General features: G+C 66.5%; 11 protein-coding genes, 3 tRNA genes and 1 other annotated feature. Of the genes, 6 read left to right on the forward strand and 8 right to left on the reverse strand.

What is annotated here, in order from left to right; genetic code table 11:
* Positions 1 to 198 precede the first annotated feature (198 nt).
* From galK to B7K21_RS10230, 3 genes are all read left to right on the forward strand, one after another.
* Entirely contained in the window at positions 199 to 1,392 is a 1,194-nt protein-coding gene (galK, locus tag B7K21_RS10220; RefSeq protein WP_084075320.1) for a galactokinase, read from the forward strand.
* A 61-nt stretch (positions 1,393 to 1,453) separates the two neighbouring features.
* Positions 1,454 to 2,428, forward strand: a complete 975-nt coding sequence (galE, locus tag B7K21_RS10225) for a UDP-glucose 4-epimerase GalE (RefSeq protein WP_084075321.1) — start codon at positions 1,454 to 1,456, stop codon at positions 2,426 to 2,428.
* Between the two features lie 174 nt (positions 2,429 to 2,602).
* On the forward strand, positions 2,603 to 3,976 hold the full coding sequence (locus B7K21_RS10230) for a uracil-xanthine permease family protein (RefSeq protein WP_084075322.1): 1,374 nt from the start codon (positions 2,603 to 2,605) through the stop codon (positions 3,974 to 3,976).
* 80 nt (positions 3,977 to 4,056) lie between these two features.
* Here B7K21_RS10230 and B7K21_RS10235 read toward each other — a convergent pair whose 3' ends face one another.
* Positions 4,057 to 4,407: a metallopeptidase family protein gene (locus B7K21_RS10235; RefSeq protein ID WP_084075323.1), complete on the reverse strand. Its 351-nt coding sequence runs from the start codon at positions 4,405 to 4,407 to the stop codon at positions 4,057 to 4,059.
* A gap of 91 nt (positions 4,408 to 4,498) precedes the next feature.
* Between B7K21_RS10235 and B7K21_RS10240 the strand changes: the two genes are divergently transcribed.
* The 3 genes from B7K21_RS10240 (at position 4,499) to B7K21_RS10250 (ending at position 4,834) form a co-directional block, all read left to right on the forward strand.
* Positions 4,499 to 4,571 (forward strand) — tRNA-Glu (locus tag B7K21_RS10240).
* A 59-nt stretch (positions 4,572 to 4,630) separates the two neighbouring features.
* Positions 4,631 to 4,704, forward strand: a tRNA-Asp gene (locus tag B7K21_RS10245).
* 57 nt (positions 4,705 to 4,761) lie between these two features.
* Positions 4,762 to 4,834: transfer RNA gene (locus tag B7K21_RS10250), tRNA-Phe, on the forward strand.
* A 431-nt stretch (positions 4,835 to 5,265) separates the two neighbouring features.
* On the opposite strand, the gene B7K21_RS12650 is transcribed toward B7K21_RS10250, so the two are convergent.
* From B7K21_RS12650 to B7K21_RS10290, 7 genes are all read right to left on the reverse strand, one after another.
* Complete coding sequence (locus B7K21_RS12650) at positions 5,266 to 5,511, reverse strand: hypothetical protein (RefSeq protein WP_084075325.1); 246 nt, start codon at positions 5,509 to 5,511, stop codon at positions 5,266 to 5,268.
* A gap of 208 nt (positions 5,512 to 5,719) precedes the next feature.
* Positions 5,720 to 6,960 (reverse strand): IS3 family transposase gene (locus tag B7K21_RS10265; protein WP_373994284.1). Its coding sequence is split into 2 segments (ribosomal slippage): positions 5,720 to 6,675 and positions 6,675 to 6,960, totalling 1,242 coding nucleotides; the frame shifts between segments, so codons are not numbered across the junction.
* Positions 6,566 to 6,682, reverse strand: a sequence feature (AL1L pseudoknot). (Overlaps the previous gene by 117 nt.)
* Positions 6,961 to 7,143: 183 nt before the next feature.
* Positions 7,144 to 7,764, reverse strand: a complete 621-nt coding sequence (locus B7K21_RS10270) for an SIS domain-containing protein (protein WP_084075326.1) — start codon at positions 7,762 to 7,764, stop codon at positions 7,144 to 7,146.
* Complete coding sequence (locus B7K21_RS10275) at positions 7,764 to 8,864, reverse strand: ABC transporter permease (RefSeq protein WP_159448488.1); 1,101 nt, start codon at positions 8,862 to 8,864, stop codon at positions 7,764 to 7,766. The genes B7K21_RS10270 and B7K21_RS10275 overlap by 1 nt, the downstream gene beginning before the upstream one ends.
* Before the next feature lie 5 nt (positions 8,865 to 8,869).
* Complete coding sequence (locus B7K21_RS10280; RefSeq protein WP_200806290.1) at positions 8,870 to 9,910, reverse strand: ABC transporter permease; 1,041 nt, start codon at positions 9,908 to 9,910, stop codon at positions 8,870 to 8,872.
* A gap of 8 nt (positions 9,911 to 9,918) precedes the next feature.
* Positions 9,919 to 11,409 (reverse strand): sugar ABC transporter ATP-binding protein, encoded by a 1,491-nt coding sequence (locus B7K21_RS10285; RefSeq protein WP_084075329.1) that lies wholly within the window; start codon positions 11,407 to 11,409, stop codon positions 9,919 to 9,921.
* A gap of 80 nt (positions 11,410 to 11,489) precedes the next feature.
* On the reverse strand, positions 11,490 to 12,524 hold the full coding sequence (locus B7K21_RS10290; protein WP_084075330.1) for a substrate-binding domain-containing protein: 1,035 nt from the start codon (positions 12,522 to 12,524) through the stop codon (positions 11,490 to 11,492).
* Positions 12,525 to 12,538: the final 14 nt, after the last annotated feature.

Below are 12,538 nucleotides of genomic sequence, written 5' to 3' on the forward strand. Positions count from 1 at the left end.
GACCGCGGCTCGCGGTCGTCTGTCCTGGTCTGATCCATCCCGCACCCGTTCGCGCTGCGTTGCGCGGCCGGGACCTCTCGCCCTGGAGACGGGGACGGAGCTCAAGGACGATGTTCACGGTAACATTCCTTGCACGGCACCGCGTACCCCCATCGCCCTGCCGTGACCCAAACGATACCGATGCGAGGACCGATTTCCATGAGCAACGATGCTCCCGCGACGCTCGGCGCCGCATCCGACCTCGCCGGGGCAGCCGCCTCGGCGCTCACGTCGCTCACGGGCGCGCAGCCCGATGGCGTGTGGTCGGCGCCCGGCCGCGTCAACCTGATCGGCGAGCACACCGACTACAACGACGGACTCGTCCTCCCGTTCGCGATCGAACGTCGCACGTGGTGCGCGCTGCGCACCCGCGACGACCGCACGGTTCGCGTGTACTCGACCTTCTCCGACGAGGTGCACGAGCTGTCGCTCGACGCGATCGAGCAGGCCGAGTTCGCCGGCTGGAGCGCCTACGTCTTCGGCGTCATCTGGGCGCTCCACGAGCGCGGCGTCGACCTTGCCGGGAGGCTCGGCGTAGACCTCGCCATCGCGTCGGACGTGCCCACCGGCGCCGGGCTGTCGTCCTCCGCCGCGATCGAGTGCGCGGTCGCCACCGCGCTCAACGAGACGTGGCAGCTCGGCCTCGACTCCGGCGCACTCGCGCTCGCGTGCCAGCGCGCCGAGAACGTCGCCGTCGGCGCCCCCACCGGGATCATGGACCAGACGGCATCCCTGCGCGGTGCCGAGGGCCACGCCGTGCTCCTCGACTGCCAGAGCCTCGTGTCCGAGCTCGTGCCGCTGCCGCTCGCACGTGAGGGGCTGACCCTGCTGGTCATCGACACGCACGTGACCCACGCCCACGCGACGGGCGGCTACGGCGCACGCCGCCGCTCATGCGAGGCGGGCGCCGAGGCGATGGGAGTGCCGTCGCTGCGCGCGCTCACCGAGGACGACCTGCCCGCCGCGCAGGACGCCCTCGACGACGAGACATTCAGGCGCGTGCGCCACGTCATCACCGAGAACGCCCGCGTGATCGAGACCGCCGAGGTGCTCCGCGAGCACGGCCCGCGCGCCATCGGAGACCTGCTGCTCGCCTCGCACGCCTCGATGCGCGACGACTTCGAGATCTCCGTGCCCGAGCTCGACCTCGCCGTCGAGACCGCCATGGCCCACGGCGCGATCGGTGCCCGCATGACGGGCGGCGGGTTCGGCGGCTCGGCCATCGCCCTCATACCCGTCGAGCGCCTCGCGGAGGCGTCCGACGCAGTGGTCGCCGCATTCTCCGAGGCCGGCTTCACGGCTCCGACCACCTTCACGGTCACGCCGTCGGCGGGACCGCGCCGCGACAGCTGAGCCACGCGTCTAGGCTTGCGTGGGACGGTCGCGCGACCGGACCTGAACGAGGAGGACACGCATGAGCTGGCTCGTCACCGGAGGCGCCGGGTACATCGGAGCGCACGTCGTGCGCGCACTCGTCGACGCACGCATCGACCCCGTCGTGCTCGACGACCTGTCGTCGGGCCTCGAGAGCTTCGTGCCCGCGGACGTGCCCTTCGTGCGCGCCTCGATCCTGGACCGCGACGCGGTGCTCGGCGCGCTGCGCGACCACGGTGTCACCGGCGTGATCCACTGCGCCGGCTACAAGTACGCGGGCGAGTCCGTGAAGCACCCGCTGCACACCTACGAGCAGAACGTCGACGGCACACGCGTGCTCCTGTCCGCGATGGCCGAGGCCGAGGTCACCGGGCTCGTGTTCTCTTCGTCCGCGGGCGTGTACGGGACGCCGTCCACCGCCGTCGTCGACGAGCAGACCGGCACGTTCCCCGAGTCGCCCTACGGCGAGTCGAAGCTCATCGGCGAGTGGCTCATCCGCGACCAGGAGCGCGCCACCGCAGGCTCCGAGGCGCCCCTGAAGGCCACGAGCCTGCGCTACTTCAACGTCGTCGGCTCGTCTTACGAGGACATCTGGGACGCGTCGCCGCACAACCTGCTTCCCAAGGTGTTCGACCGCATCGTCGCGGGTCACTCGCCCGTCATCGCGGGCACCGACTACGACACGCCTGACGGCACGTGCGTGCGCGACTACGTGCACGTAGGCGACCTCGCGATCTCGCACGTCGCCGCAGCGCGCGCCCTCGACGCGGGCGTCGGTCTCGAGAAGGTCTACAACCTCGGCTCCGGCGCCGGCAGTTCCGTACGCCAGATCATGGAGGCCATCGTGGCCGCCACCGGGACCGACCTCCCCATCGAGGAGGGTCCGCGGCGGCCCGGCGACCCCGCGAGCATCGTCGCCAAGGGCGAGCTCGCGACGCGCGACCTCGACTGGGAGATGCGCCACACTATCGAGGAGATGGTTGCGAGCGCCTGGGCCTCGCACCCCAAGGCCTGATCCGCACCCACCTGTCCAACGCGTCGGGCATGCCAGCCTGACCCGGCCCCCGCGTCGGGCATCGCGCCCCAGCGTCGGGCGCAACACCGGGACCCTCTCCCCATGCGCGTACCGCCGCATCCCGCTAGATTGCGGCCAGCCGCACACGCGGCGGGGGACGGCAAGGGAGCTGGAATGAGCATGTTCACGTGGACGCTGCACGGTGAGGGGCGCACAGTCTCCTCCACAGGGGCGGTCGCGCCCGACGAGAGACTCACCTATCCACGCACCATCGGCATCGGTGCGCAGCACGTGCTCGCCATGATGGGCGCCACGCTGCTGGTGCCCGCGCTCACGGGCATGCCCGCGTCGACCACGATGTTCTTCTCAGCGATCGGCACCGCGCTGTTCCTCACGATCACGCGCAACCGCGTCCCGAGCTACCTGGGCTCGAGCTTCGCATTCCTCGCCCCGCTCGGGGCCGCAGGGGTCACGAGCGCCAACGCACCGCTCGACGCGGAGACGATCGGGCGCGGCCTCGGCGGCGTACTCCTCGCGGGCATCCTGCTCACCGTGGTCGGACTCGTCGTCCACCTCCTGGGGGCCCACTGGATCGAGCGGCTCATGCCGCCGGTCGTCACCGGCGCGATCGTCGGACTGATCGGTCTCAACCTCGCAGGCGCCGCGCGCGGCCAGTGGGAGGCGAGCCCCTGGACGGCACTCGTGACGCTCGCCGCCGTGCTCATCGCCATGGTCGCGTTCCGAGGGTTCCTGGGGCGCATCGCGATCCTGGTCGGCGCGGTCATCGGCGCAGTGTTCTCCGCGCTGCGCGGCGAGTGGACCACCGCGTCGGACTCGCTGGGCGGGCTGTCGCCAGTGGACTACATCGCCCAGGCCTCGTGGTTCGGGCTGCCGGAGTTCCACACCCCCACGTTCGAGCCGAGCGTGCTCGTCGCGTTCGTGCCCGTCGTGCTGATCCTCATGGCCGAGAACATCGGCCACCTCAAGTCCGTCACCGCCATGACCGGCCGCAACCTCGACCCCGAGACCGGTCGCGCTCTCATGGCGGACGGCCTCGCCACGACCGTCGCCGGACTCGGCGGCGGTTCCGGAACCACCACCTACGCCGAGAACATCGGCGTCATGGCCGCCACGCGCGTGTACTCGACGCTCGCGTACTGGGCCGCCGCCGCGTTCGCTCTGCTGCTGAGCCTCGTGCCGAAGTTCGGCGCGATGGTCGCCGTCATACCCGCCGGCATCCTCGGAGGCCTCTCCACGCTGCTGTTCGGCCTCATCGCGATCCTCGGCGCGCGCATCTGGATCGAGAACCGCGTCGACTTCACCAAGCCCGTCAACCTCGTCACCGCCGGCGTGGCGCTCATCGTGGGCACCGCTGACTACACCGCAGTCGCCGGCTCCATGGTGTTCAACGGCATCGCGCTCGGCTCGGTCGCGGCGCTCGCGATCTATCACGGGCTCGGCTGGGTCGCCCGTGTGCGCGGTCTCGACACGGAGGAGACGCACGGCACGGTCGCCGACGCGCCGGCCGGGATGGTCGCCGACGACTGACCTGCGCCCTGTGAGGCACTGGGTGCTCTCAGCGATCCCCGCCTAGCGCTGAGTGCCTCACAGGAGGCGTCGCGGGGGCGTCAGGACCAGCCGAGCCGGTGCAGGCGCTCGTCGTCGATGCCGAAGTGGTGCGCGATCTCATGCACCACCGTGATCGCGACCTCCTCACGCACGTGGTCCGCGTCCTCGCAGACCCGCAGCGTCGGGTTCTTGAAGATCAGGATTCGATCCGGGAGTTCGCCGAAGCCGGTGTCCCCGCGATCCGTGAGCGCGATCCCGTCGTACAGACCCAGCAACTCGGGATCGTCGCCCTCGGGCTCGTCCTCGATGAGGATCACCACGTTGTCGAGCATGTCGAGTAGCTCGCCCGGGACAGCCTCGAGGGCGTCGTCCACTGCGGCCTCGAACTCCTCGTCAGACATCACGACCATGTGCCCATCGTCGCACGGGGCGCGACCGCGGCCCCGCTCGCCGGTATGATGGTCCACGGTCTCGGGGCCGCAGTGAGGGCCCCGAAGCGATGCCCTCATCGTCTAGCGGCCTAGGACACCGCCCTTTCACGGCGGCAGCACGGGTTCGAATCCCGTTGGGGGTACTTTGCACCGGCGCGGATGGTCTACACTGGTCTCCGCGCCTGTTGCGGGTGCGATGCAAGGCCCTGTAGCGCAGTTGGTTAGCGCGCCGCCCTGTCACGGCGGAGGTCGCGGGTTCAAGTCCCGTCAGGGTCGCGGAAGCGACAGCCCCTTCTCGTAAGGGGTTTTCGTCCATCGGGGGTCATCCCCCACGGCTCTGTAGCTCAGTTGGTAGAGCGTTCGACTGAAAATCGAAAGGTCACCGGATCGACGCCGGTCGGAGCCACGAAACCCCTGCTACGGCGGGGGTTTTTCGTTTCTACCTGTGATCACTCTCGCATTGGTTCCGCACTCTCAGATCACCCCACCCAGCAGCACCGCCATCTTCTTCGCCGCCTCAACAGAGCCCTCCGCGCGCTCCATATGCACGTTCATCGTCATCGCGGGGTTCTCGTGGCCCAGGTTGTCCGCGATCTCAGTCGCTGACAGTCACCTATGGTCGAGCGTGCTCGCGACCGTCTTGCGGAAGGGGTGCGTCGACAGTCGGGGAGACTCGAGCGCGTCGCGGCGATCACCGATCCCCCTCTGCGTGTTCGACGGGTCGCGCAGTCGCATGAGCGGCGCACGGAACACCAGGTCGGAGAACTCGCCGAGTCGATCGATGCGACGACGCAGCAACGCCTCCGTCGCAGGCGGCAGCGGCGTCGTTCTCGCCGACTACTCCGTTTTCGCAAGGGGCTGGCGAATCGCGCCTCGGCTGTTGACGCGTACCGCCATCGCCTCGACCGTCGCGGTGCCTGCATCGAAGTCGACGGACGAGGCTTCGAGCCCACAGACCTCCGCGACTTGCCGCCCGGAGGCGAGCATGAAATCAATCAGCTCGCCCGTGTCCCAGCGTTTGAGAACGTCGTCGTCACGAACAGCCTCAAGGAACCCTCGCAGCTCGCCGAGAGAAGTCGCCACCGCACCCCTAGCACCCTTGGACCTCTCGATGCGCTCGACACCATGGCCGGGATTCCTTGCGATCGCGCCATTGCTGACAGCGAGCTGCAGCAGTCCACTCGAAGTCGACCGGCAGTTCTTCGTGGCGCCGGCGTCAGTCTCGTTCTTGTCCCGGTTGATGAGCGACTGAAGGCGACCAATAGCTGAATCGGCCTGAGTTTCGTTCCGCTCAGTTTCTTTGTCCGACAGACGCCACTGGGGCGGCTGCGAGGTCAGCGTAGTACTCGGCTTCGACCTCTTCGGGTGTTCTCATGCCGAGCTCGCCGTGCAGGCGCTGGTGGTTCCACCACCAGACGTATTCGAGGGTCGCGAGCTCGACCTGCTCGACGGTCCGCCACGGGCCACGCTGACGGATCAGCTCGGTCTTGTAGAGGTTGTTGATCGCCTCAGCCAGCGCATTGTCATACGAATCGCCGACGGTTCCGGTCGACGGTTTCGCGCCGAGCTCAACGACGCGGTCGGTGTAGACCATCGAGTGATAGTTCGACCCGTGATCGGCGTGATGGATCAATCCGGCCAGGTCGCCTCCGGCGTCCCAGGCAGCCATATCGAGCGCCTGAAGTGGCAAGATCTCGGCCTTGAGCGTCGACGCGACGTTCCAGCCCACGATCCTTCGCGAGAACACGTCAGTCACGAACGCGACGTAAGCGAAGCCGGACCACGTGGCGACGTACGTGATGTCGGCCACCCACAACCGCCGAGGACCGGGCGCTCGGAAGTTGCGCTTCACGAGATCCTTCGGCATCGCCGTTTTCGGGTCCGACTTCGTGGTGAAGACGCGCTTGGACTTCTTCACCCCGCGAACACCGGCGAGCCGCATGAGCCGTTCGGTCTGATCACGGCCGATCTCCCAGCCCTGACGCCGCATCAACGCATGCATCTTCCGCCGTCCGTAAACGCCGTAGTTCTCCGCATGCAGGCGAGCGACCTCGGGAACAAGCAGGTCATCGCGCAGAGCGCGGGCCGACGGCGTCCTGGTCTTCGCGGCGCGATAGCCACGAGAGGTGAGGAATCCCTGGACCGCCGGACGCAACACCCGGCAGATGGGCTCGACCCCGAACTGATCCTTGTGCTCATCGATGAAGCGGATCATCTCGGTCAGGGCCGGTCGAGCTCCTTGGCGAAAAACACGCTCGCAGCCTTGAGGATCTCGTTGGCCTTACGTAGCTCGGCGACCTCGCGCTTGAGACGCTTGATCTCTGCCGCCGCGTCCGCGACGTTCGCGACCTTGCCGCCCGCGTTGGCTTCCATCTGGCGTTGCCACAGCCGTAGCGTCTCCGGGCTCATCCCGAGCATCCCCGCCACGTGCCGCGTCGCAGAAGTCAAGTTCGGGTGATCCGGCAGCGCCTCGGCGAGCATCCGCAGGGCGCGCCCACGCATCTCCGGCGTGTATCGAGTCATGCGTTCCATCCATGTCGATCACACGGAACGAAACCCAGGCCGATTCACCGCTTGCAGGGACTTGACCCATGCCTCGCGAAAAGGAAGTTTGGGTTGCCGCGTCGCGAACGTCATGAGCCAGAACAACTAGACAGCCTCACTCTGCCCGGAGGTTCTCCCACTCGCTCGGAACTCAATCGATGTCCCTGGGCACTACACTTCAGCGGACCCCACCTGGTCGAGCAGTTCAGCTGCGTGTTTGCCCACGGCCCCACCGGGGTGCGAGTGCAAGACCTGCTCCCATTTGTAACCACGACGCGTCATCAGCGTGATCGCGAGAGCATCACCCCACGCAGCGGTCGCCAACGTGCTGCCCATGGCGATGATGCCGCCGGGGTCAGCATTGGGACTGTCCACCACGACCACCGAGTCTGCCGCCCGAGCCAGCGGACTGTCAGCCGTTGCGGTCAGGGCTACCGTGGTGGCGCCGCGCTCCTTGACCAGACCAAGCAGATCGGTGATCTCGCCCGAGTCACCGCCCTTCGAGATCGCGATCAACATGTCGCCAGGCATCGCGACCCCAGAACTGCCGTGGAGCGCGTCAGTCGGGTTCTGGTAGAACGCAGGGGTCCCAGACACAGTGAGAAGATGCGCAAGGCGGCGCGCGATGGTGCCCGACGTGCCGGCGCCCGACACAATCACCTTGCCCCTCACCTTCATCATGGCGTCGGCGACCTCGACAAACGAGGTGTCCAGCTGACGAGCCACTCGAGAGACGGCGGCTCCCTCGCTCTCGATGAAGGCACGGGCGCGATCGAGTTCGTTGTGGTGCATTAGGCGGGCTCCTTCTCCCTTACAACTGACGGTGCTGGCTGAGGTGCGCCTGGCTCAGGTGGCGCGGTGCGCCTCCTTGCGAGCCGTTGCAGTAGGCGCTGGCGCTCGAAGGTGACGACGAAGACACCAGCAAGGATCGCGCCTTGAACGATCTGGTAGATGTACGCGCTCACGTCGACCATGTTCAGCCCCGACGAGATCAGCTGGAGGACGACAGCGGCGAGCGCCGCCCCCGTGATCGCCACCCGACCGCCGAACGGGTTCGCGCCGCCAAGAACCGCGATGGTGATAGCAAGCATGAGATAGGACGAGCCGTAGCCGGCCGATGCTGAGGCCGTGCGGGACACCATCACGAGTCCCGCCAACGCCGAGATCACGCCCGTGAGAACGTAGGCTCGGACGATGACGCCGGAGTACGAGTAGCCGGTGAACTCCGAGACGACCTTGCTGGCGCCGGTCAGTGTGGCCTTCAGACCGAACGTGGTCTTTGTCATGATCGCCCAGACCACGACAACCACGAGGACAAAGAACCAGAACACGTACGGCACTCCGAGCAGGTCTCCCATGCCGAACTCCGACAGCGGAGCGGTGACGCCGTAGGCAGCCTCTCCCCTCGTGAGGGCGATGGCCAGACCTGTATAGATCTGCATCGTGGCGAGCGTTGCCAGAATGGGCGCCACCTTCAGCCTCGAAATGACGAACCCGTTGACGGCGCCGGCCACGGCGCCGATCACGAGCGCGCCGGCGACTGCAATCAGCGTGCTCACGATCGGTCCCTGACCCGCCGCCTCGCCCACGGCGGAGTACCACGCAATGAACAACGCCGACAGGTTCGCGACCGCGACGGTCGACAGATCGATACCTGCCACCGTCATCGCGATCGAGATGGCGAGTGCCATGAGGCCGACCTCAGGGACGGAGAACGCGATCGACTCGACGTTCAGCTGCGAGGCGTACACGGAGGGGTTGATCAGCGTGAATACGACTGCGACGACGAGCGCAAGCGCCAGCAGCCCCAGATCGTAGGCATGGTGGCGCGTCGCACCTTGCCAAAGGCTCGTCGCGCGCGCCCTGAGTCCCGCCGTACTCGAAGTCTTCATGTCGGTCATGCTGCGGTCTCCAGTCGCTCGAGGATGCGAGTCCGGCGGTGCGTGGCAGCGGCCGAGCGCGCTTGGATCGCGACGCCGGCAAGAACCACGAGTCCGACAACGAACACGTGCCAGTAGCTCGATACGCCGAGCCGGATGAGGGAGTTCTGAACGAGGCTGATCAGCACTACACCGAGGATCGTGCCGCGCACCGAACCGCGCCCGCCGGAGTCCAGCGCCCCACCGATCACGACTGCGGCGATCACGTTCAGCTCTGTGCCGACGATTTCGAACGGCGATGCGTGGCGGGACAGGACAACGTGAACCATGCCTCCGAATCCAGCCAACGCGCCTGCCACCAGGTAGATCGCGACTTGAACCTTCTTGACGGAGATTCCGACGCGCTTCGCAGACTCCTTGTCACCGCCGATCGCGTAGATCGAGCGCCCGAACATCGTCCTCCGCAGGACCCACGCCAGGGCACCCGCCAGGACAAGCACGGGGATGACAAGAACGTTCACCTGTGTGCCACCCAGCTGCATGATGGACGTCGCGCCAACAGCGTCGAGCTGAGCGGGCAGCACGGAGATGTAGACCGAGCCGATGAAGGCGATCAGAACACCACGGATGATCACCTGGGTGCCAAGAGTGGCGATCAGGGTCTCCATTTTGTAACGAGCCACGAGCACCGCGTTCAACGATCCCAGCAGCAGTCCCATCGCCACAGCGACGACGAACGGCCACACGGCTCCATCGACACCAAGGCTCTGCATCAGAGTGATCGTCGCGTAGCCCGCGAAGATCGCGATCGCGGGGAAGGAGACGTCCATGCCGCCGGAGATGATGATCATCAGCAGCCCCAGCGCCAAGGCGAGTGTCACGATGCCCGACCGGATGATGTCCCCGAAGAAGCCCAAGGTGATCGCCGAAGGCTCGACGATCGCCATGACACCCACGAGCGCCAGGATGAGGAGCAGGAGCGTCGTCTCGTTGTTCTCGCCTCGATACCGCCGCCACAGCGCGGACATCCGGTCGCGCACCGTGCTCGAATCAGCCACAGCCGTGCTCATCGCACCAACCTCTCTCTGATCGCCGGCTCGGCGACCTCGTCGTGGGCGAGCTCGCCTGCGAGCCGCCCCCTCCTCACGAACAGCACGCGGTGACAGACGCTCACGAGCTCGGGAACGTCGTCGGAGATGAGTAGGACTCCCATGCCTGAGCGCGCCGCGTCACGCAGGATCTCCAGGATGGTGGCCTTGGAACCGGCGTCGACACCGACCGTGGGACCGTTGAGGATCAGCACCTTGGGATCCGTCAGCATCCACTTGCCGAGCACCACTCGCTGCTGGTTGCCGCCCGACAGCGACGAGACGGGCAGTGCAGCGTTGTCCGTCTTGATCTGCAGCTCCGCGACGCTCGCGCGAGAGGTCTCAGCAAGGAGCCGCTCCTTGAGCACGCCCGCACTGCTCGAGACCTTGCCAAGGGCCGCGGACACCAAGTTGCGTTCGATGCTCTGCCCGAGAACAACTCCCTGCGTCAGGCGGTCCTCGGGCACGTAGCCGATGCCTGCCGTGATCGCGTCGGCAACAGATCGGATGGTCTTGGTCTCGCCACCCACGGCGATAGTCCCCGTGTCGATCGGGAGCTTGCCGAAGATCGCCTCGGCGATCTCGGATCTTCCTGATCCGAGGAGGCCTGTGAGCCCGACGATCTCGCCTCGCCCGACCGCGAACGAAACGTCCGCGAACAGCGACTCGACACCGATGCCCTCGACCGACAGTGCGGGAGGCTCCTCTCCGGTGTCGGAGATCTCGACCCGGCGCTGGTCTTCGGGGAGATAGCCGACGAGGGCTTCGACCAGGGAGTTCTCAGTGAAGTCCGCTGTAGCGCCGGTGCGCACGACGACGCCATTGCGTAGAACGACGATGCGGTCGGACATCGCGAAGACTTCTTCGGTCTTGTGCGAGACGAATACGATGCCGACCTGCTCCTTCTTGAGCTGTTCGACGACTTGGCGTAGCGACTCGATCTCGTGCCACGTGAGCGCGGTTGTCGGCTCATCCATGAAGAGGACTTTGACGTCGAGCGCAAGCGCGCGACAGATTGCCACGAGTTGTCGGTCGGCCACGCTGATGTTCTCGACGCGGGCTTCGAGGTCGAGGTCGATTCCCAAGCGCTCGATGACCGACTTGGCGAGCGAGCGAGCGCGCTTGCCTGAGATGACCTTCACGCCGTCCTTCACGCGCTCAGACATCGCGATGTTCTCGGCGACCGTGAGATTCGGGAACAATGACATGTCCTGGAAGATCACCTGGACGCCGCGCTGAACGGCGGCTGCCACCGAGGAGGTGACGATCTCCTCGCCGTCGATCTCGATCGTGCCGGAGTCCGGAGTCTCGACGCCGGAGATGATCTTGATCAGCGTGGACTTGCCGGAACCGTTGGCGCCGGCGAGGCACAGGACCTCTCCTGGCACCACATCCAGGTCGACGTCTGTCAGCGCCTTGACGCCGCCGAACGACTTGCTGATGCCTCGTGCTCTCAGTGCGAACGACACTGGGCTCTACCTTCCCTTGTGGCTTGCGTGCGGGATTCGCACCATCGCGCGAATCCCGCACGCAAGAGTGAACTGCGTGGTTAGAACGGGTAGTCGGCCACGTTCTCCGAGGTGATCTGGATCCACGCTGCTCCGAAGAAGTTGTTCGGAATGGCGGAGTCCTGGGTAATCGACTCGTAACCGGGGATCCCGAGATCCATGCCGTCGACGATCTCACCGCCGTCGAGCACGATCTTGGACGCGGCGAGCATCGCCTCACCCGCTAGCGCGGGGTCCCATCCGGTGATCACATCGACGGAACCGTCCTCGAGCAGAGCGCCCGCGGTCGACGGCGTAGACGTGCCGACGACGCAGATGTCGTCCTGCATGCCGGCCTCCTGCACCGCGCGGCCGATGCCCGCGATGTCCGTCGACGCCGCGCCGATGAAGCCTGAGATGTCGGGGTAGGTAGCCAGCAGCTCCCGGGCTCGCTGGTAGGCGGTCTCCTGGTCTTCGTCGGACGAGATCGCATCGGTCACACGCTCGATCCCGGGGTATGCGGCCTCTGCCTGTGCGAGCGCGCCGTCGGCCCACACGTTGTGGCTCGCGACAGTGAGCGAACCCACCATGTGCGCGTACTGGCCCTCTTCTCCCATGCACTGGGCGAGCAGGTCCATCTGGAAGCCACCGTAGGCGGCGTTGTCGAACGCCTCGATGTTCGCAACCGCGTTCTCGATGCCGGGCGCCTCATGGGTAATCACGACAATGCCAGCCTCCTGAGCACGCGAAAGCACGTTCTCAAGCGACTCTGGCGAGTTGGGGACGACCGTGAGAGCTGCGGGCTGCTGCGGAAGCAGGTCGTTGATAATGGCGATCTGCTTCTCCTCGGAGGCATCGTCGCCAGCTGTCTGTGTGACGACGTAACCGGGGTTGGCGGCAGCCCACTCCTGGTTGCCAACCTCCATGCGGTTGAACCAGTCACCGCCGGAGAGCTTGACGACGTTCACGATCTGAACCTCAGAGGAGTCTGATCCTCCGTCGCTCACGTCGTCGCCCGAGCCACCGGAGCACGCCGTGAGCAGCAGACCCCCGGCGACGATCGTCGCTACGAGGCTGACACTGCGCTGTGTAGACATCACTTGCTTGTTCT

The organism is Demequina sp. NBRC 110052 (assembly GCF_002090075.1).
Lineage (GTDB): Bacteria > Actinomycetota > Actinomycetes > Actinomycetales > Demequinaceae > Demequina.